Origin of the sequence: Lysobacter sp. KIS68-7 (assembly GCF_021284745.1) — a bacterium.
GTDB lineage: Bacteria > Pseudomonadota > Gammaproteobacteria > Xanthomonadales > Xanthomonadaceae > Noviluteimonas.
Window position 1 is genome coordinate 3204673 of sequence record NZ_CP089925.1, and the last position, 17534, is coordinate 3222206.

Annotated in this window: 21 protein-coding genes; 11 read left to right on the forward strand and 10 right to left on the reverse strand. The window is 68.6% G+C overall.

The features are described 5' to 3' along the window. Window positions 1-37: 37 nt before the first annotated feature. Window positions 38-1720, reverse strand: a complete 1683-nt coding sequence (locus tag LVB87_RS15400; protein ID WP_232900572.1) for a GNAT family N-acyltransferase — start codon at window positions 1718-1720, stop codon at window positions 38-40. A 170-nt stretch (window positions 1721-1890) separates the two neighbouring features. Between LVB87_RS15400 and LVB87_RS15405 the strand changes: the two genes are divergently transcribed. After that, a complete protein-coding gene (locus LVB87_RS15405; protein WP_232898839.1) occupies window positions 1891-2100 on the forward strand; it encodes a hypothetical protein in 210 nt (69 codons plus the stop codon). A 4-nt stretch (window positions 2101-2104) separates the two neighbouring features. Here the strand turns inward: LVB87_RS15405 and LVB87_RS15410 are convergent, their stop codons facing one another. Beyond that, window positions 2105-2470 (reverse strand): hypothetical protein, encoded by a 366-nt coding sequence (locus tag LVB87_RS15410; protein WP_232898840.1) that lies wholly within the window; start codon window positions 2468-2470, stop codon window positions 2105-2107. Window positions 2471-2615: 145 nt separating this feature from the next. On the opposite strand from LVB87_RS15410, the gene LVB87_RS15415 reads away from it, so the two are divergent. Further along, window positions 2616-2855, forward strand: coding sequence for a hypothetical protein (locus LVB87_RS15415; protein WP_232898841.1), 240 nt, complete (start codon window positions 2616-2618; stop codon window positions 2853-2855). Between the two features lie 7 nt (window positions 2856-2862). On the opposite strand, the gene LVB87_RS15420 is transcribed toward LVB87_RS15415, so the two are convergent. Together LVB87_RS15420 and LVB87_RS15425 are read right to left on the reverse strand one after the other, a co-directional pair. After that, window positions 2863-4029: a histidine kinase dimerization/phospho-acceptor domain-containing protein gene (locus LVB87_RS15420; protein ID WP_232898842.1), complete on the reverse strand. Its 1167-nt coding sequence runs from the start codon at window positions 4027-4029 to the stop codon at window positions 2863-2865. Continuing rightward, on the reverse strand, window positions 4026-4718 hold the full coding sequence (locus LVB87_RS15425) for a response regulator transcription factor (RefSeq protein ID WP_232898843.1): 693 nt from the start codon (window positions 4716-4718) through the stop codon (window positions 4026-4028). The genes LVB87_RS15420 and LVB87_RS15425 overlap by 4 nt, the downstream gene beginning before the upstream one ends. Window positions 4719-4864: 146 nt before the next feature. On the opposite strand from LVB87_RS15425, the gene LVB87_RS15430 reads away from it, so the two are divergent. The 3 genes from LVB87_RS15430 to LVB87_RS15440 are packed head-to-tail and all read left to right on the forward strand — an operon-like array spanning window position 4865 to window position 8306. Continuing rightward, on the forward strand, window positions 4865-6823 hold the full coding sequence (locus tag LVB87_RS15430; RefSeq protein ID WP_232898844.1) for an LTA synthase family protein: 1959 nt from the start codon (window positions 4865-4867) through the stop codon (window positions 6821-6823). Then, the gene (locus LVB87_RS15435; protein WP_232898845.1) at window positions 6820-7551 is read left to right on the forward strand and encodes a phosphatase PAP2 family protein; all 732 of its coding nucleotides are present in this window, start codon (window positions 6820-6822) and stop codon (window positions 7549-7551) included. Before LVB87_RS15430 ends, LVB87_RS15435 begins: the two co-directional genes overlap by 4 nt. Further along, window positions 7548-8306, forward strand: a complete 759-nt coding sequence (locus tag LVB87_RS15440) for a hypothetical protein (RefSeq protein WP_232898846.1) — start codon at window positions 7548-7550, stop codon at window positions 8304-8306. Before LVB87_RS15435 ends, LVB87_RS15440 begins: the two co-directional genes overlap by 4 nt. Before the next feature lie 3 nt (window positions 8307-8309). Here LVB87_RS15440 and LVB87_RS15445 read toward each other — a convergent pair whose 3' ends face one another. Further along, window positions 8310-8552 carry a hypothetical protein gene (locus LVB87_RS15445; RefSeq protein WP_232898847.1) on the reverse strand — a complete coding sequence of 81 codons (243 nt, stop codon included), beginning with the start codon at window positions 8550-8552 and terminating at the stop codon, window positions 8310-8312. A gap of 69 nt (window positions 8553-8621) precedes the next feature. On the opposite strand from LVB87_RS15445, the gene LVB87_RS15450 reads away from it, so the two are divergent. The 4 genes from LVB87_RS15450 (at window position 8622) to LVB87_RS15465 (ending at window position 10636) form a co-directional block, all read left to right on the forward strand. Beyond that, complete coding sequence (locus LVB87_RS15450) at window positions 8622-8990, forward strand: VOC family protein (protein WP_232898848.1); 369 nt, start codon at window positions 8622-8624, stop codon at window positions 8988-8990. A 45-nt stretch (window positions 8991-9035) separates the two neighbouring features. Continuing rightward, on the forward strand, window positions 9036-9410 hold the full coding sequence (locus LVB87_RS15455) for a hypothetical protein (RefSeq protein WP_232898849.1): 375 nt from the start codon (window positions 9036-9038) through the stop codon (window positions 9408-9410). 87 nt (window positions 9411-9497) lie between these two features. Next, complete coding sequence (locus LVB87_RS15460) at window positions 9498-9995, forward strand: sigma-70 family RNA polymerase sigma factor (protein ID WP_343223400.1); 498 nt, start codon at window positions 9498-9500, stop codon at window positions 9993-9995. A gap of 11 nt (window positions 9996-10006) precedes the next feature. Next, window positions 10007-10636, forward strand: coding sequence for a hypothetical protein (locus tag LVB87_RS15465; RefSeq protein WP_232898850.1), 630 nt, complete (start codon window positions 10007-10009; stop codon window positions 10634-10636). Between the two features lie 9 nt (window positions 10637-10645). Here the strand turns inward: LVB87_RS15465 and LVB87_RS15470 are convergent, their stop codons facing one another. From LVB87_RS15470 to LVB87_RS15490, 5 genes are all read right to left on the reverse strand, one after another. Continuing rightward, on the reverse strand, window positions 10646-12334 hold the full coding sequence (locus LVB87_RS15470; RefSeq protein ID WP_232898851.1) for an FG-GAP-like repeat-containing protein: 1689 nt from the start codon (window positions 12332-12334) through the stop codon (window positions 10646-10648). 80 nt (window positions 12335-12414) lie between these two features. Beyond that, window positions 12415-12837 carry a DUF6691 family protein gene (locus LVB87_RS15475; RefSeq protein ID WP_232898852.1) on the reverse strand — a complete coding sequence of 141 codons (423 nt, stop codon included), beginning with the start codon at window positions 12835-12837 and terminating at the stop codon, window positions 12415-12417. After that, window positions 12834-13256, reverse strand: a complete 423-nt coding sequence (locus LVB87_RS15480; protein ID WP_232898853.1) for a YeeE/YedE family protein — start codon at window positions 13254-13256, stop codon at window positions 12834-12836. Before LVB87_RS15480 ends, LVB87_RS15475 begins: the two co-directional genes overlap by 4 nt. 77 nt (window positions 13257-13333) lie before the next feature. After that, entirely contained in the window at window positions 13334-13963 is a 630-nt protein-coding gene (locus LVB87_RS15485) for a hypothetical protein (protein WP_232898854.1), read from the reverse strand. Between the two features lie 82 nt (window positions 13964-14045). Further along, entirely contained in the window at window positions 14046-14315 is a 270-nt protein-coding gene (locus tag LVB87_RS15490; RefSeq protein ID WP_232898855.1) for a hypothetical protein, read from the reverse strand. Window positions 14316-14525: 210 nt separating this feature from the next. Between LVB87_RS15490 and LVB87_RS15495 the strand changes: the two genes are divergently transcribed. Both LVB87_RS15495 and LVB87_RS15500 read left to right on the forward strand, forming a co-directional pair. Next, window positions 14526-16976 (forward strand): tetratricopeptide repeat protein, encoded by a 2451-nt coding sequence (locus LVB87_RS15495; protein ID WP_232898856.1) that lies wholly within the window; start codon window positions 14526-14528, stop codon window positions 16974-16976. Window positions 16977-17049: 73 nt separating this feature from the next. Continuing rightward, window positions 17050-17532, forward strand: a complete 483-nt coding sequence (locus LVB87_RS15500; protein WP_232898857.1) for a hypothetical protein — start codon at window positions 17050-17052, stop codon at window positions 17530-17532. The last annotated feature ends 2 nt before the right edge of the window (window positions 17533-17534 follow it).

The following is a 17534-nucleotide window of genomic DNA, read 5'->3' on the forward strand; positions in this document are numbered from 1 at the left end:
ATGCTTCGCCGGCGCACGTGAGCCGGCGATGACGGTTTTATTGCGGCGGTCCGGCGAGGTAACGGCGGCGCTTGCGCGGGGCCATGCGCTGGATGTCGACTTCGATCAGCCCGTCCACGCTGTCGCCGAAGTCCGGGTCCACGCCGAAGGCCAGGAAGCGCGCGCCGCCTGGTTCGCACAGTTCGGTGTACTGCTTGTAGAGCATTGGCACGGTTGCACCGAGGCCGTCGAGGTTGTCCTTCAGCACGCGAAACGCGGTGTCCGCGTCGATGTCGGCGAACTCCGGCGCGGCCGCGCGGTAGGCGAAGGGACGCCGCGAGATGACTTCCGCGTCCGGGCCGCCGTGGAAGCGCGTGTAGAACGCGACGATCTGCTCCCGCGCCGCCACCGGCAGCGCTGCACTGATCGAGACCGCGCCGAACAGGTAGCGCACGCGCGGATGGCGTCGCAGGTAGGCGCCGATGCCTTGCCACAACCAGTCGATGCTGCGACTGCCCCAGGCTTCGGGCACGACGAAGCTGCGTCCGAGCTCCAGCCCTTCGGCGATGCGCGGCAGCATGGCGTCCGGATAGTCGAACAGCGACGCAGTGTAGAGGCCGCGCAAGCCATGCTCCGCCAGCACGCGTGCGCCGCGGGCGACGCGATACGCACCCACGATGCGACGCTCCGGTGCATCCCACAACACGATGTGCTCGTACCAACCATCGTGGACATCCAGGTCCACCGCGCGCCCGGTGCCCTCGCCCACCGCGCGGAACGTGCGTTCTCGCAGGCGACCCAGTTCGCGCAGCACGGGCGAATCGATGGGCAGCCGACCGGTGCAGATCTTCTTGCCGTCAGCGGTTTCGCCCAGGCATTCCATCCCTGCGATCGCGCGCTCGACGAGCGCGGGGTCCACGGGTGCGGCGAGCGGACGCGGTGCGCCCGGCGTCGGCTTCAAGGCATACAGCGCGGTGCGCACGCGGCGCACTTCCTGCGCGTCGGCAGCGGCTTGCAGTTGCATCGGCTCGCCGACGCGCAGCGCGATGCGGCGCTTGCGGCGCTCGAACATCTCGCGCGCCAGCAACGCGGTGCCCGCTGGTTTGAACACCGTCGAGGCGCCATAGAACAAGGCCGAATTGCGCGCGAAGATCCGCACCGGCAACACCGGCGCGTCGCACGCGCGCGCAAATCGGAGGAAGCCGCGACGCCAGCGACCATCGCGCACGCCCCCAGGCCCGAAGCGCGACACCTCGCCCGCGGGGAACAGGATCACGCACTGGCCGGCGCGCACCGCCTCTTCGATCGCGCGCACGCTTTCCGACGGCGAACGCCCGCCGAACACGCGCACGGGCAACAACAACTCCGCCAGCGGTTCCAGTTCCATCAGCACGTCGTTGGCGACGATGCGCACGTCCTTGCGCACGCGACCCACCGCATCGAGCAGGGCCAGCGCATCCAGTGCGCCCGACGGATGGTTGGCGACGATCACCAGCCCGCCGCGCGCGGGAATGCGCGCCAGGTCCGTCGGCGCCACGTGGTAGTCCGCTTGCAGGTAGTCGAGGGCCGCGCGCACGAAGGCCAGGCCACGCAAGGAGGAATGGTTGCGAAGGAAGGCGTCGACCTGGTCCAGGCGGGACCATTTCGCCAGCGTGCGCAACAAGGGAAGCGTGAATCGGGCGCGGCGGCCGCGGAACAGGCGCGGCATGCGCTCGGCCAGACGGTGCTCGATTCCGGGCATCGTGGAGGTCTGCTTCGGCATTGGGCGGCACTGTGTGCACGCGATGCGGCAACGGCATGACAGCGGCGCAACAAGGGCATGACAGACGGGCGAAACGAACGAATTCCTTACACCCGGCGCGCGTGGCCCGCCTATCCTTCACCTCGACAGCAACCGATGGAACCGAGCGCATGACCCCGCAACGCTCACACCTCGACGCAGCGCTGTATCAATTGCACGCCGCGCTGCCCTTGTGGCGGCATGAGATCGAATCCGACGCCGACCTGCGCCGGCATTACGACGAACTGCTTTCGCGCCTCGTCGAACAGGCGCACCCCGACGATCGCGATTACGTGCAATGGCAGGCCAACGACCTGCTCGCCTCGCGCGGTTGGTGCTGAGGCCTCAGGCGGCGCGCGCCAACCAGCGTATCGCGGGCACGGTCGCACCGAATCGTTGGTAGTAGTAACCCCGCAGCGCAGCCAGCGCTTCCACACTCGCAGAGATCGCCACGTCGCCGACGCAGGCGATGCGCATGCGCTTCACCGCCGGTCCCCGCGCCATGCGCGTGGCGTGGTCGATCGTTTCCGCGTTCGAGGCTTCGGCGACGTCGGCCTGCGTGAAGTCGACAAGCAGGCGCTCATACGAGGAACGCGCCTGTTCGCGGATGAGGCCATCCAGCGCTGCGGAACGCTCGTGCGGCGTGACCACGCCGGCGAAGGTCACCTGGATCACGGCGGGTTCCGGCAACAAGGCAATCGAATAGGACATGGGGGATCCGTACGGAGGGGGCGGCGCGCAGGATGCGTGGCGATTGCGACAGCGCGATTGCGGCAGCATGCATGCAAGCTCAGCAAGAGATCGTGAATACGACGTTGCTTGAACCGCGCGCGCCGATGCAGGCCTCCGACATCGCATGGAAAACCCTGCGACATCCGAGGTCCTGATCACGTTCATCGGCGGACCGCTGCACGGCACGTTCACGCGCCGCGCCGATCCGCCCGACCTGATCCCGGCGCGCGCGGGCGAGCGCACGGTGCTCTACGTGCGCCGCTGGAACCTGACGTTGACCGAAGGCACCGCGGTGTTCGCGCCGCTGGGCATGACCGACGACGCGATCGAGGAACAGGCGCGCAGCCTGCCGCCGTCGCACTGACGCAACGCTACTCGACTTCCATTGACACGCGCCCCGGCACCCACCGCAGGCGCCAGCCCGCGCGTTCGGCGGCACGCGACATGAGTGCGGGAATTGCGCCGCTGTCGGCGCGTTGCGCCGTCGTCGCGGGAGGCGGCGCCAAGCCCGGCTCGCTCAGCTCCAACCTGCCGGCGCTGCCTTGCACGCGCAGTCCCTTCGACGCCGCGAACTGCTTGCGCGCCAGCATGCGCAACAACAACACCGATTCGCGGCGCGCGACGTAGGCGGTCCCGCTCACGTCGAGCACCGGGCCCGCCTGCGGATCCTGCAACCAGCGCGCGAAGGCTTCGCGCACCAGCCCATCGAGTTCGACCACTTCGTGTTCCACCGGCGTGCGGCGTGCGAGCGCGAGCAGCAGTTCGAGCAGGTCCGCGAGTTCCTCGACGCCGCGCTCCAGGCGCTGCAGGCGCGACGTGGAAGCAGCGTCGGTCGTCGGTTCGTCCAGCATCACTTCCGCCACGCCCTGCACCACCGCGATGGGCGTGCGCAGCGCGTGGCTCGCATCGGCGAAGAAGGCAAGCTGGCGCGCATCCGCATCGACCAGGCGTGCCTGGTAATCGTCGATCGCGCGCGCGAGGCGGCCGAGTTCGTCGGACGACACCCGCCCCTCGAGGTCCGTCTTGACCGGCGTCTGCGGCAGGCGATCGACTTCGTCGGCGAGCGCTCCCACCGGCGCGAGCGCGCGCCCCGCGAACAACCAGCCCAGCCAGCCCCCGACCGCGACACCCAGCAGCGTCATCAGGATCAGGAAGATGTTGAGGTGCTGCTCGGTGGCTTCGATGTCGCCCAGGTCGATCACGAAGTACAGGCGGCCCGCGCGCGTGTCGAACACGCCGACGTGGATGCCTTCGTGGTCCGGGTCCTCATGCACGCCCGGCGCGAACCCCGCGTACTGCGGCGGCGGGCGAAGGAGGTAACCACTCAGCCGCTGCGTGCGCGGCAAGTGCGCGGGCAGCCCGTTGGCGATGCGCAGGCCGTAGTCCTCCGCCTGGCCGCGCAGGATTTCCTTGGCGAGGATGTGTTCGTAATCCTCGGCGACGGCCACCACGCCGAGTCCGAACAGCACGCACATCACCAGGCCGAGTGCGGCGGACGCCCACGCGACGCGCTTGCGCAGGGACACGGGCGACGTCATGGCGGCAGGATCCGGTAGCCGACCCCACGCACCGATCGGATCAGGGGCGTGTCGAACGGTTTGTCGAGCAATGCGCGCAGTTCGTACATCTGCGTGTGCAGCGCGGCCATGTCGCCGGCCTCCGCGCCCCAGGCTGCGCGCAGCAGTCGTTCGTGCGCGACGATCTTCGGCGCTTCTGCAAGCAACAGGTCGAGCAGCCTTCCCTGCAGGCGCGTGAGGGGGACGCGTTTGCCTTCGCGCGTGGCCGTCATGGTCGTTGCGTCGTAGGTGAGCGGCGCGTCGGTCGCGGCCTTGCGCGACGGGCCCGCGATGCCGCGGTGGATCACGCGGATGCGCGCTTCGAGTTCGCGCATCGCGAAAGGCTTGACCATGTAGTCGTCGGCGCCGTGCGCGTAGCCGCGGAGTTTGTCGTCGAGCGTGTCGCGTGCCGTGAGCATCAGCACCGGCACGCCAAGGCCGGCGTCGCGCAGGGTCTTGCACAGGTCCAGGCCGTCCAGGCGCGGCAGGCCAAGGTCGAGCACGATCACGTCGAAATCGCCGTTGCGCGCGCGCTCCAGACCCGACGCGCCGTCCGCGCAGTGGTCGACCTCGTGGCCACGACGCTCAAGGAAATCCCAGATGTTGGCGGCGATGTCCGCCTGGTCCTCGACGAGCAGGACCTTGAGGCCGTCGGGCGATGAGGGCGACATGAGGACAGGGTGCCACGTGCGCGGCGTCCCGGATTAACGAATGGCTGAGTTTGTCCTGAGGACGGTTTACAGGCCCCTCCGCAGGCTGCCGGGCAATCGCGTGCCATCCGCGCGGTCGCCCTTGCCCGCTGTTCCCGGAGTCCGTCTTGTCCTTGTTGGCCCGCTACCCCCGCCTCCGCCCCCTCGCCTGGCTGTTCGCGGTCTTCATGTCGATGTCGACCCTGACCCGCCTCGCCCTGCGCCTGGCCACCGGGGCCGCGACCCAGGCCACCCCGTGGACGGACCTGCGCGTGTTCGCGACGGGCTTCGGCTATGACGTGCTGACCTTCGTCTATTTCGCCTGGCCGCTGGTGCTGTTGCTGTGGCTGCTGCCGCAGCGCTGGTCGACGCTGCGCCGCGGCCGCTGGCCCGTGGCGGCGCTGTGCTTCGCGCTGCTGTGCGTGATCGGCTTCGTCGCCGTGGCCGAATGGACCTTCTGGGACGAATTCCAGAACCGCTTCAACTTCATCGCGGTGGACTACCTCGTCTACACGACCGAGGTGCTGGGCAACATCCGCGAGTCCTATCCGGTCGGGAAGATCCTCGCCGGCCTGGCGGTGTTCGCCACCAGCGTGTTCGCGCTCACGACGCGCAAGCGCCGCATGGACGGCGATGCGTCAACCTTCGGCCAGCGTTCGGCGTTCGTCGCGGTGTGGCTGCTGGTCACCGTCGCCGGCACCTGGACCATCGATGCCGAGATGAAGGACGGCGGCAAGAACGCCTACGCCGACGAACTCGCCGGCAACGGCATCTACCAGTTCTTCGCGTCCTACCGGCAGGCCTCGCTGGACTACGACCGCTTCTACCGCATCGTGCCGGAAGCCGATGCCGTCGCGCAGGTGCGCGCATCGGTGTCCACGCCCGACGCCACGTTCCTGCACGCGGCCGGCATCGATCGCCACATCCACAACGCGCGGCCCGAGCGCCGCCTCAACGTCGTGCTGATCAGCGTCGAAAGCCTGTCGGCGGACTACTCGGGCCTGTACGGCGCGAAGCCGTCGCTGACGCCGAACCTCGATGCGCTCGCCAGCCAGAGCCTGGTGTTCAACAACCTCTATGCGTCCGGCACGCGCACGGTGCGCGGCCTGGAAGCGCTCGCGCTGTCGGTGCCGCCGACGCCGGGCGAATCGATCGTCAAGCGTCCGAACAACACCGGCCTGTTCTCGCTCGCCGAGGTGTTCAATTCGAAGGGTTACGAGTCGCAGTTCCTGTACGGCGGCTACGGCGCCTTCGACAACATGAACGCGTTCTTCGGCGGCAACGGCTACCAGGTGCACGACCGCATGGAGATCCCGTCGGAGGCGATCCACCACGAGAACGTGTGGGGCGTGGCCGACGAGGACCTGTACACGCTGTCGCTGAAGCGCTTCGACGACGCGTATGCGGCGCACAAGCCCTTCTTCGCGCACGTGATGACCACGTCCAACCACCGTCCCTACACCTTCCCCGAAGGGCGTGGGCCGTGGCCGCAGAAAGTGCGCCAGAGCGCGGTGCTGTACACGGACTGGGCGATCGCCGACTTCCTCAAGCGCGCGCGCAGCAAGCCCTGGTTCGCCGACACGGTGTTCATCATCACCGCCGACCATTGCGCGCAGAGCGCGGGCAAGGCCGCGTTGCCGGTGTTCCGCTACCACATCCCGATGTGGGTGTATTCGCCGGGCAACATCGCACCCGGGCACTTCGACGGCCTGATGGGCCAGATCGACGTCGCGCCGACGCTGCTCGGCCTGCTCGGCTTCGACTACGACTCGCGCTTCTACGGCGTGGACGTGTTCGAGCATGCGCCCGAGCGCGCGTTCGTCGGCACCTATCAGTTGCTCGGTTACCTCACCGCAGATCGCCTCGTGCAGCTCTCGCCGCATCGCCACGTCGCGACGCTGCAACCGGCGATGGTGCAGGACGTGGCGCAGGCGGAGATCGCCGAGGATCCGCACATGACGCTGCAGGCCATCAGTGCCTACGAGACGGCCGCGCATGCGTTCCAGCATGGCGAGATGGGGCGCGTCATTCCGGCACCGGAAGAAGGGTCGATCGCCACCACGGCGAGGCTCGACGCCGCGCCATGATCGAATGGCTCGACGAAGGCGCCGAACTGCTTGCCGTCGTCGTCGGGATCTATCTCGCGATCTCCTTGCTGATCCGGCGCAACGTGCGCTGGGCCGAAGGGTTTTCGCGCCGGAAGTTCGCGGCGATGCTGCTCATCGCCGCGGTCGTGGTGCTCATCGAAGTCACTGCGCAGGTGCTGGACCACGAGAGCACCGCGATCGACCGCGTCGTGCTGCTGTCCATCCATCGCGATGTGCCTGCCTTCCTCGTGCCGGTGTTCAGCGCGGCCACGCGGAGCGGTTCGGCCGCGTTCCTCATTCCCGCGGTCGCGATCGCCTGCATCGGCCTTGCGTGGCGGCGACATCCCTTCGATGCGCTGGCCCTGGCGCTGACGACCGGCGTCGCTTCGCTCGTCGTCTACCTGGCGAAGACCGCCGTCGGCCGTGACCGCCCCGAGTTGTGGACGACGAACTGGTATTGGGGCTCGAGCTTCCCGAGCGGTCACACGCTCAGCACCGCCGCGGTCGCCACCGCGGCGTACTTCTGCGCGGTGCGGCTGCGTCCTGACTGGCGGAAACCGGCGTTCGTCGTGGCCTGCGCGTGGGTCGCGATGGTCGGGATGTCGCGCCTCGTGCTCGGCGTGCACTGGCCCACCGATGTCCTGGCCGCTGCATGCGCCGGACTGCTCGTCGCGGTCGCGGTGAATGTCGCCCTCCTCAAGTTCCACGACACGGAAGCCGTGAAATGACGCCCTCGCAGCGCGCCGCCGTCGCCAAGGTCCCGGCGATCACGCTCGGCTTCTGGATCACCAAGATCCTGGCCACCACGCTCGGCGAAACCGGCGGCGACGCGGTGACGATGTCGATGAACCTCGGCTACTTCGCCGGGACGGCCATCTTCGCAACGCTGTTCACCGCCTGCGTGCTGCTGCAGATCCGCGCGAAGGAATTCCACCCGCTCGTGTACTGGACCACGATCGTCGCCAGCACCACGGTGGGCACCACGCTCGCCGACCTGGTGGATCGATCGCTCGGCATCGGTTACACCGGCGGCACCACGCTGCTGTTGTCGGCGGTCCTGGTCACGCTGTGGCTATGGCGACGCACGCTGGGCACGGTGGCGGTGGACAGCGTCGGCGATCCGAAGTCGGAGTGGTTCTACTGGACCACGATCACCTTCTCGCAGACGCTCGGCACGGCCTTGGGCGATTGGGTCGCCGACACGGCGGGCCTCGGGTACGTCGGGGGCATCGTCATCTTCTGCGTGGCGCTGGCGATCGTGGCGTTCCTGCACTTCAGGACGCGCGTGTCGAATGTCGCGCTGTTCTGGGCCGCTTTCATCCTCACGCGTCCGCTCGGCGCGGTGGTCGGCGATTTCCTCGACAAGCCCATCGCCAAGGGCGGGCTGAACATGAGCCGCTTTGCGGCTTCGGCCTGGCTCGGTGCCGCGATCCTGGCGTGCGTGCTGTTCCTGCCGCAGCGCGCGGCCAAGCGACCGCACTGACGATCAGCGCTGGCGCATGCGCAGGACGAACAGGGCAAGCAGCGACGACAACAGGCCGAACAGGGGCGCGAACAACATCGCGTAACCGGCGAACAACAACGCCCCGCCCTCGCATGCCGTGCCAGGCAGCGGACTGCATCCCATGATGAACATGGCCCACGCATACGCGGCGACGACGCCACCGAGCGCGCCGGGAATGAAGGCCAACACGCCGACGATGACGCGTTTTCGGGTGTCCGGCTGCATGTTCGCCTGGGGGGTGAGGGGGGCGTAGAGTGCATGGCGCCCCGCATTCGCGCAATTGGAATCCGTCGCATGCGCCCTGCTCCCGCCGCCGTGGTCTTCGTCGCAGACGTACCGCGCATGGCGCGCTTCCATCGCGAACTGTTCTCGATGCAGGTGTTGCATGACGCACCGGACCACGTGGTCCTCGAGCGCGACGGACTGCAACTGACGATCCACGCCCTGCGCGGCGAACCCGCGTCGGACGGCGCACCACGATTCGATACCTGCGTGAAGCTGTGCTTCCCGGTCGACGCGATCGCCGACATCCGCGCGCGCGCACCGGCGCTCGGCGGCGAGCTCTGGGCTGCGGAAAAGGAATGGGAAGCGCGCGGCTTCCGCGCCTGCGATGGACGCGATCCGGAAGGCAACATCTTCCAGGTGAGGGAATCCGCCGCCTGACCAGTCTTCGCGCCGCGTTACGTGTGAAGTGACATGGACGATGGAATGCACTGGCTCGACGCGCATCGCATCGCGGTGCTGCAGGTGGCGGGCCCGCAGGTGTTGCAAGCGTCGGTGGCGCGCGTTGCGACCGCGATCGACGGGGCCGCGGGCGACGGTGCCAAGGCCATGGTGGTCGATCTTCGCGATATCGAGGGCATCGACCCGCCGGACCTCGGCGCGCGCCATGCCATCGTGCGCCAATGGGCCGAGGCGGCCAGGAGCCGGGTGCGGCTGGGCCTGGTGGTTCGACCGGAGTTCATCGATCCCGACAAGTTTTCCGTCGTGGCCGCCGCCAATTTCGGCCTGGTCATGGACGTGTTCGAGACCCGGGCCGAAGCGCTGGACTGGCTGCGGAGGGAGATTCCCCCGCCGGCGTGATATTTGGCGGCCCCATGCGTATCACCCGGCAAGCCCCGCCGCGAGCCTCGTGACCCCGTGACAGCGACCGTGACCCCCACAGCCGACGTGACCGCCCAGCCCGCCGACGTCATGACCCTGCTCGCGGCCCACCGCGGCATCGTGCTCAAGATCGCCGCGAGCTATGCGCGATCGGCCGAAGACCGCGCCGACCTGGCGCAGGACATCGCGATGCAGGTGTGGCAGGCGCGGGGCTCTTACGATTCCGCGCGGACGTTTTCGACGTGGCTGTATCGCGTCGCGCTCAACGTCGCGATCTCGCACCAGCGCCGCGAACGCCATCGCCGCCACGCACCGCTCGACGACGCGCACGACACGCTGGTCGGCGCGCAGGACGTCGACGCCGAAGCGCGCGAGCAACTCGAACACCTGCAACGCGCGATGCAGGCGCTGAGCCCGATCGACCGCGCCCTGCTCGTCCTGCACCTGGACGGTTGCAGCCATCGCGAAAGCGCGGACGTGCTCGGCACGACCGAAGGCAACGTCGCCACGCGCCTGAACCGCATCAAGACCCAACTCCGCCGCCAGGTCGGCGCGGACGCATGACGGAGCACACCATGGAACTGCACGAACTCGAATCCGCGTGGAAGACCCTGGACCAGCGCGTGGCGCGACAGGACGAAGATCTCGCGCGCCTGCGCGTCGAAACGCGCGGCTTGCGTTCCCGTTGGCGCCTGCACCTGGCCACGCTCGGCCAGGTGGTGCAGATCGGCATCGGCCTGCTGTTCGCGGTATGGGGCGGCGGGTATTGGTTCGATCATCTCGGCACGCCGCACCTGGTCGCCTATGGCCTGGGCGTGCACCTGTACGGCATCGCGCTGCTTGGTGCGGCGATCTCGCTGATCGTGCGCCTGGCGCGCGTCGACTACGCCGCGCCGGTCGCCGACGTGCAGCAGGCGCTACTCGACCTGCGACGCACGCGCATCGTCACCGAACGCATCCTGTGGCTGATGGGCGCGGTCGCGTGGGTGCCCTTGCTGATGATGGCGCTGTCTGCGATTGGCTTCGATGTGTGGCTGCGCAGCCCGGCGTGGGTGTGGATGAACCTCGGTGTCGGCGTGGTCCTCGCGCTCGTCGCAGCGTTGGCGATGACGCTGAAGCCGGCGTGGTTCGCGCGCATGTCGATGGACGGCGCGCTGCGGGACGTGGAGCGGCAGTTGGAGGAGATTCGGGAATTGCGTGCGTGATGTACGCCCCTAGGGAATCTCGTCGTCCCGGATGAAGCCATTGGCGAAGTCCCCCACGACCACGGCGCCCATGCAATTCCGCAATTGAACCCCGAGCCATTCGCCGGAGAGGGACTCGGGAATCGTGTCGCCGATGACGTCCACGGCAAGGGTGGCCTCGACCGCTCCCGCTGGAATGGTGACGCGGGCATCGGCCTTCGGCACGAAATCCGTGCCCGCAGTTGCGTTGCCGCCTCCCAGCGGCGGGGCGATGGGCACGTTGCGTGCTGCGGTCGTCGAGGCGAGGCAGGTTGCCGCCGTCGCCTGCGGTCGCGACAGGTCCAGCGTGAAGTTCAATGGATGCACGCCGCTGTTGCCTTCCCACGTGGCAGCGCCCGTGATCCACAGCGTGTTCGCGTCGTCGTTGAGGATGATCACTTCCCCCAGGTTGCCGAACACCATCCCGTCGTCCGTACCGTACGAGGCGAGCACGATGCGCTCGTTCGCCTCCGCCTCGGCGTCGCCCACCACGGTGACGGTCACGTCGAGCGTCGTCTCGCCCGGCGCGATCGTGAGTGCGCTTTCCGACGGCGCAAGGAAATCGACGCCTGGGGTCGCCAGGGTCGCATCGGGCTCGCCTTCAACGAAGACGGTGAAATGCACCGGGCGGTCCGCCGGATGCGACGCGTGGACGCGGAAGGTGAACGATTGCGTGCCGCTGTTGCCCTCCATGATCGACGCTGGCACGCGGTACTCGAGGACCGGCATCGTCGGCTGTGCATCGAAGGGTTCGATGCTCCAGTCCATGTTCGACGCCGATGCGCGGCGCAGGCCGGTGGATGCGTTGCCGGAACGCCACACGACGTTCCTGCCGTCGTAGTAATTGCGCCAGAACAGATCGCTGCGCCCGTCCCCATCGAAGTCGCCGACGGCCGCCACCTGCCAGTCGGTCGAGGCCTCCGCCAGTCGTGTCCACGTGGTGGAGCGCCCGGAGCGCCATACAAGGTCGACGCCGTAGGCATTGCGCCAGAGCAGGTCCGCGTGGCCGTCGCCATCGAAATCGCCGACGCCCACCACTTGCCACGAGGCGCCATCGATCGGAACTGTCTTCAGTGCCTCCGCGTACGCCCACTCGCCGGACGGCCACAGGACGTTCGCCCCCGTGTCGCGGTTCCGCCACACCAGGTCGTCGGCGCCATTGCCGTCGAAGTCGCCGATGCCCGCAAGCTCCATCGCGGGCGATACCGTGGCGACCGCATGCTGCGCGCCGGAACTGGCGGAACGCCAATACACGCTCCTTCCCGTGCGCGCGTTGTGCCACAGCACATCGGAATGTCCGTCCCCATTGAAGTCGCCCACGCCAGCGACCCGCCAATCCAGGTCCGCGACGGTTGCGACGGGTTGCTGCGTCGTTGGATTGCCCGATCGCCAGATCGTGTTCGCGCCATTCGCGCGATTGCGCCACAGAAGATCCGCATGGCCATCGCCATCGAAGTCGCCGACGCCGGCGACGGTCCAGCGCCCGTTCGCGACACCTGGCATCGCGGCCTGCGCAGCCGAGTTGCCCGAGGGCCACAGTGCATTCGCCCCCGTGCGTGTGTTGCGCCAGAACACGTCGTCGCGTCCGTCGCCGTCGAAGTCATGCGTCGTCGCAAACGCATGCGACACCGGGATCGCAAGCAGGAACCACGCGCATGCACATGCGGGTCCGCGATTCATGCGGCGCACGGTGCAACCGGGCGTGAGCGGTCGTCAACGCCGCATCGGGGGAAGCACCCAAGCAGGGGATTGCAGAGCCGCTACACGGCCCGACGCGACGCCACCCACCGCTGCAACAACGCCCCCGCCAACATCGCGGGCAGGAACCACCACGCCGTCGGAATGCCGCCGGCGACGCCGACGAGCAAGGGACCGGGGCAATAGCCGGACAGTCCCCAGCCCACGCCGAACAACGCGGCACCGAGCACGAGGCGCTTGTCGATGACCGTTGCGGTCGGGAGGTGGAAGTCGCCGTCGAACAAGGGACGATCGCGGCGCAGCACGAAGCGGAACGCGATCAGCGTGGTGGCCATCACACCGATCATCACGAACAGCAGGGCCGGATTGAAGTCGCCGGTGACGTCGAGGAATCCGAGCACGACGTTCGGATCGCTCATGCCGCCGAGCACCAGGCCGATGCCGAACACCGCGCCTGCGAGGAAGGCGGCGAGGATCCGCTTCATGGCGAAGCCCCGATGACATGACGCACGACGAACACCGTCGCGATCGCCACACCGCAGAACACGATCACCGCGACGAGCGAACGCTTCGACAAGCGCCCGATGCCGCACACGCCGTGCCCGCTCGTGCAACCGCCCCCCATCGTGGTCCCGTAGCCGACGAGCAAGCCCGCGCCGATGAGCACGGGCAAGGACGCGGGGGAAACACCGCGCTGCCCGACGACATGCATCGCGATGCCCCCTGCGCTCATCAAGCCCGCGATGAACGCTGCGCGCCATCCCCATTCCGCGGCGCTCGTGCGCTTCACCAATCCGTCGACGATGCCGCTGATGCCGGCGATGCGTCCGTTCGACCACAACAGCCACGTCGATGCGAGGCCGATCAGGATGCCGCCGAACAATGCCGAGAGCCATGGATGCATGCGCGCACTCTACGGCGCGAAACGCCGCGCGCACAGTGCAAAGCCCTCCCCCACATCGCGGGGGAGGGTTTTTTCGATCACTTCTTCTTCGCTTTCGCCTCGACCTTCTCCAGCGAAAGCACGACCGACTCGGCCGCCGTGACGACCACGGTGTCGCCCACCTTCGCCTTGTCGAGCAGCGTGGGGTCCTGCACTTCCACCGTGACGGTGTTGCCGTTCGGGCCCTTCAGCGTCGCCGTGTTCGCTGTCCTGTCGATCGCCTCGATGGTGGCGACGATGCGGAACATGCGCGCGCCGCCGGCCGCGGGCGCTTCGTTGGCGTCGGCCTTGCCGCCGCCTTCGACGGCGACGAAGGGGTCCGCCTTTTCTTCTTCGGTCGGCGCGCGCAGTTCGGCGGTCATGCTGACCGTGTAACGCGCGCGCACGTGGTCCCCGACCGCAACTTCGTTCAGGCGCGTCATGTCGTCTGGCACCTTCACGGTGCTGGTTTCGCCCTTCTCGTTCTTGAGCGTCACCTCGCGCGTGGCCATGTCGATGGCGGTGACGGTGGCGACCGATTCGATGGTCTGCTCCACCGTCTTGGCAGGCGCGGTGGTCTGCGCTTGTGGCTGCGCCAGCGGTTGTGCTTCTGGTTGCGCCTGCGGCGCGGCGGGCGGTTGCGCGTCCGAGTGCGTCGCGCAGCCGGCGAGGCAGGCGGCAAACAGCATGGACCGGAGGATCCTGGCAGACATGGCGCGACGCTCCCTGTGGTGAACAGGGCGCCAGTCTGCGCAGCCCCGCGCGGGGCGACTATTGCCCCGAAGGGAAACGCGTCAGGGTCGCGTGGGGAATCTTGCCGCTGGCCAGCAGCAGGATCGCCTTCTCCAGCGGCAGGAACACGAACAGGCTGTGGTCGACGCCATCCAGGATGTGTCGCCAGTCACCGGGGCCGGGCTCGGGGATCTCGACTGTTCCGCACAGGCGCGACTCGGGCATCTGGCTGTCCATTTCCCGTGGCGGGAGGCAGCACGCAGGCAGGAACGCCACGGTCCCGCCCTGCGCATACACCGACAGCTTCATTTCCATTCTCCCCAGGGCCGCATCCCACAACGCGTCCCCGAATCGTTGCAACCACGCTCCCGTGGCCTGAAAGGCAGAGCTTGCGCGCTCTGTATTACCGTCAACGCATTGGAGGGGCGTTCCGGTCCATTTCGTTCGACCGTTCATCCGACCCTCACAAATATGACCTCCTGACCCGGCTTGACGGCCGCCGGCGCTACCATTCGCGGCATGACCGATTCGCCCGCGGTGCCCCAACGAGAACCTCGCGCGCACCCCGGCCGGGTCGCCGCGATCGTCGCCCTGCTCGTGCTGCTGGGGTTGGCCGTCGGCGGCGGGTGGTGGTGGTCGCATCGCAAGGCGCCGGTGCCGGTTCCGGTCGCCACGACACCGCCGCTGCAACGCGTGCTCGTGCTGCCCATCGTGCACGACAAGGCGATTCCCGACGCGCGTGCGTTCGCCTTTGATGCGCACCTGCTGGACGCGTTGGCGGCGACACCCGGGCTGGCCATCGTCGATGGCGAACGCGCCGAGCAGGCGTTGCGGCAGCGCACCGCGATGCAGGCAGGCCGTTACGACATCCCGACCTTGCACCGCCTCGCTGCCGCTTCGCGCGTGCTGCAACCCACCTTGCAGCAAGCACCCGATGGCTGGCGCGTGCAGGCCATGCTGCACACGCTCGACGCGTCGCCCGTTGCGATCGATGGCCCCGTTGCGCGCACCGCACCCGATGCGGTGCGCGAATGGCTGCGCACCCCCGCCTTGCGCGACGGCTTGCACGCCACCGCATCGCCCGTCCTTGCGATGCCCGACGACGACAAGGCGCTCGACGCCTACGGCGCCGGCATCGATGCGCTGCGCAGCGGACGCCTCACGCCCGCGCTCGAACAACTGCGCCTCGCGACGAAGGCGACACCCGGCGATCCCGCTGCCTGGCTTGCACAAGCAGAAGCCGCACTCGCGACCGGCGCGCGCGACGACGCCGACGATGCGCTCGAACGCGGCTCGCGCACGCCCGCCATCGTCAAGTCGCCCTCCACCACGGCGATGCGTTTGCGCACACGGCTGGCGAGTGCGCAGGACCTGCTCGACGACGAAGCGCCCGATGCGGCGACACTCTGGCGCGCCGTGCTCGCAAAATCCCCCGACGACACGCAGGCGCAACTCCAGCTCGCACGCGCGCTCGCGGCCGACGGCGATTTCAACGCGGCCACGACGGCGCTGCACGCACTCACTGCGCGCGACCCCGGCGATCCGCGCGCGTGGCTTGAACTCGGCAAGGTCGCAATGCAAAACGGCGAGGCGAGGCGCGCCGCCGATGAAGACCTCGCACGGGCGCAATCCCTGTACCAGGAAGGGCGCAACGCGTACGGCGAGGCGGAGACCGTGAACGCACTCGGCGACGCCCATGCGCGTCTGGGCGAGAACAAGGACGCGGCCACGCAATACGGCAAGGCCGTCGAACTGCAACGCACGCTCGGCAACCAGCGCAGCGTCGCGGCGAACCTGCGCGACCTCGCCGGCGCGCTGTCGCAATCCGGCCATTACGCCGACGCCGAAAAGCGTTTGAAGGAAGCGCGCGCGATCCACGAATCACTCGACGACCGCGCAGGCCTGGCCGCCACCGACAACGCGCTCGGCCTGCTCGCGCAGGCCCGCGGCGACTATCCCGCTGCGCTCATCGCGTTCCGCCATGCACTGCAAGCCTGGCGCCAGGCCGAAGATGCGCATGGCACCGCGGAGGCGCTCGACAACATCGGCTTCGCCCAGTTCCAGCTCGGCGCCTACGACGACGCGCAGACGCAGTGGCAACAGGCGTCGAACGTGTTCGAAGCCATCGAGGACGACGCGGGCCACATCCGCGCGCAGCAGCACCTGGGCATGCTCGCGACCGCGCGCGGCCGATGGAAGCAGGCACGCACGCTGCTCGAACCTGCACTCGCACGCGCCGAAGCGGCGAAGCTGCCGGACGCCATCGCGACGGGCCGATTGCGCCTCGCCGAACTCGAACTGCAGCAAGGCCACACCGCCGCCGCGATCGACCAGGCGACCGCCGCGGGCAAGGTATTCGCCGACCACGAAGACCGCCGCGGGCAGGCCGATGCCGGTTTGGTGCACGTCCGCGCGCTACTCGCCGCCGACGCCGTGCCCGAAGCGCGTCGCGTGCTCACCACCCTGGGCCCCGTGCTCAAGGACGCCTCGTTCGAACAAACCCTGCAGGCGGACCTGGCCACGGCCGCGATCGCCACGCACGATCGCAAGGACGCCGCCGCGTCGCTCGCCTTCCGCGACGCGAAGCAGGCCGCGGCGAAATCCGGCGTGCCCTCGCTCGAGCTGCAGGTGCTGCTCGCGCAAGCCGATGCAGGCCAAGCCCTGGATCCGCGCCTGGATGCCCGCACCGCCACGCTCGGCAATGCCGGGTTGCGCCTGCGTTGGCTGGAACACGCGATGCGTGCCACCCTCGCTGCCCGCCACAAGGCCGACGCAGCTGCGCTGTATCGGGAAGTGCTGACCTGGCTGCGTGCCGGCGACTACGCGCGCGCCGAAGCCCTGCATCGCCTCGGCGCGCAGGCCGCGGCCACGCCGGCGGATGCGTCGGCGGCGAAGGCGCGCGCGGACGCCGCGCATGCCGCGTTCGTCGCTGCATTGCCGCCCGCGTTGCGCGCCGACGCGGCGCAGTGACACACCCCGCCCCGGCGACGATCCCGTACGCCGGTGTATGCTCGCCCGCATCACCCCGTGAACGAGGCGTTGCATGCAATCGAAGGGATTTCGTTGGCTGATCGCGGCGGCACTGCTCGCCTCCCTCGCCGGCTGCGGCGGCGGCCCCGTCAAGCGCGTGTCCAAGCCCGCGGCGAGCATCCAGCAACTCACCGTGCGCGCCGATGGCGGTTGGGATGTCGACGTGCGCATCGACAACTACAGCAGTGTCGAGATGCACGTGCAGGAGGTCTCGCTCGCGCTCACCGTCGCCGGTGAATCCGCCGGCACGCTCTCGCGCGCCGGTGGCGACTTCAGCATCGGCCCCGAGTCGGCCGACGTGGAAACCTTCAAGCTTTCGCCGACCTCCGCCGCGAAGATCACCGTCGCCGACGCACTCGCCGGTCGCAAGACCGTGGCCTATGCGCTGAAGGGCACGATGAACGCCACCTTCCAGGACGCGGGCCAGCGCAACTTCGAGATCGACGCGACCAATTCCCTCGACCCCGCCCCCGGCTTGCCGGGCGTGCTGCGCTGAGG

Bases quoted from the DNA above. Each gene is read 5' to 3' on its own strand.
- LVB87_RS15400 (WP_232900572.1), bottom strand. From the start codon at position 1,720: ATGCCCGGAATCGAGCACCGTCTGGCCGAGCGCATGCCGCGCCTGTTC.
- LVB87_RS15405 (WP_232898839.1), top strand. From the start codon at position 1,891: ATGACCCCGCAACGCTCACACCTCGACGCAGCGCTGTATCAATTGCAC.
- LVB87_RS15410 (WP_232898840.1), bottom strand. From the start codon at position 2,470: ATGTCCTATTCGATTGCCTTGTTGCCGGAACCCGCCGTGATCCAGGTG.
- LVB87_RS15415 (WP_232898841.1), top strand. From the start codon at position 2,616: ATGGAAAACCCTGCGACATCCGAGGTCCTGATCACGTTCATCGGCGGA.
- LVB87_RS15420 (WP_232898842.1), bottom strand. From the start codon at position 4,029: ATGACGTCGCCCGTGTCCCTGCGCAAGCGCGTCGCGTGGGCGTCCGCC.
- LVB87_RS15425 (WP_232898843.1), bottom strand. From the start codon at position 4,718: ATGTCGCCCTCATCGCCCGACGGCCTCAAGGTCCTGCTCGTCGAGGAC.
- LVB87_RS15435 (WP_232898845.1), top strand. From the start codon at position 6,820: ATGATCGAATGGCTCGACGAAGGCGCCGAACTGCTTGCCGTCGTCGTC.
- LVB87_RS15440 (WP_232898846.1), top strand. From the start codon at position 7,548: ATGACGCCCTCGCAGCGCGCCGCCGTCGCCAAGGTCCCGGCGATCACG.
- LVB87_RS15445 (WP_232898847.1), bottom strand. From the start codon at position 8,552: ATGCAGCCGGACACCCGAAAACGCGTCATCGTCGGCGTGTTGGCCTTC.
- LVB87_RS15450 (WP_232898848.1), top strand. From the start codon at position 8,622: ATGCGCCCTGCTCCCGCCGCCGTGGTCTTCGTCGCAGACGTACCGCGC.
- LVB87_RS15455 (WP_232898849.1), top strand. From the start codon at position 9,036: ATGCACTGGCTCGACGCGCATCGCATCGCGGTGCTGCAGGTGGCGGGC.
- LVB87_RS15465 (WP_232898850.1), top strand. From the start codon at position 10,007: ATGGAACTGCACGAACTCGAATCCGCGTGGAAGACCCTGGACCAGCGC.
- LVB87_RS15470 (WP_232898851.1), bottom strand. From the start codon at position 12,334: ATGAATCGCGGACCCGCATGTGCATGCGCGTGGTTCCTGCTTGCGATC.
- LVB87_RS15475 (WP_232898852.1), bottom strand. From the start codon at position 12,837: ATGAAGCGGATCCTCGCCGCCTTCCTCGCAGGCGCGGTGTTCGGCATC.
- LVB87_RS15480 (WP_232898853.1), bottom strand. From the start codon at position 13,256: ATGCATCCATGGCTCTCGGCATTGTTCGGCGGCATCCTGATCGGCCTC.
- LVB87_RS15485 (WP_232898854.1), bottom strand. From the start codon at position 13,963: ATGCTGTTTGCCGCCTGCCTCGCCGGCTGCGCGACGCACTCGGACGCG.
- LVB87_RS15490 (WP_232898855.1), bottom strand. From the start codon at position 14,315: ATGAAGCTGTCGGTGTATGCGCAGGGCGGGACCGTGGCGTTCCTGCCT.
- LVB87_RS15495 (WP_232898856.1), top strand. From the start codon at position 14,526: ATGACCGATTCGCCCGCGGTGCCCCAACGAGAACCTCGCGCGCACCCC.
- LVB87_RS15500 (WP_232898857.1), top strand. From the start codon at position 17,050: ATGCAATCGAAGGGATTTCGTTGGCTGATCGCGGCGGCACTGCTCGCC.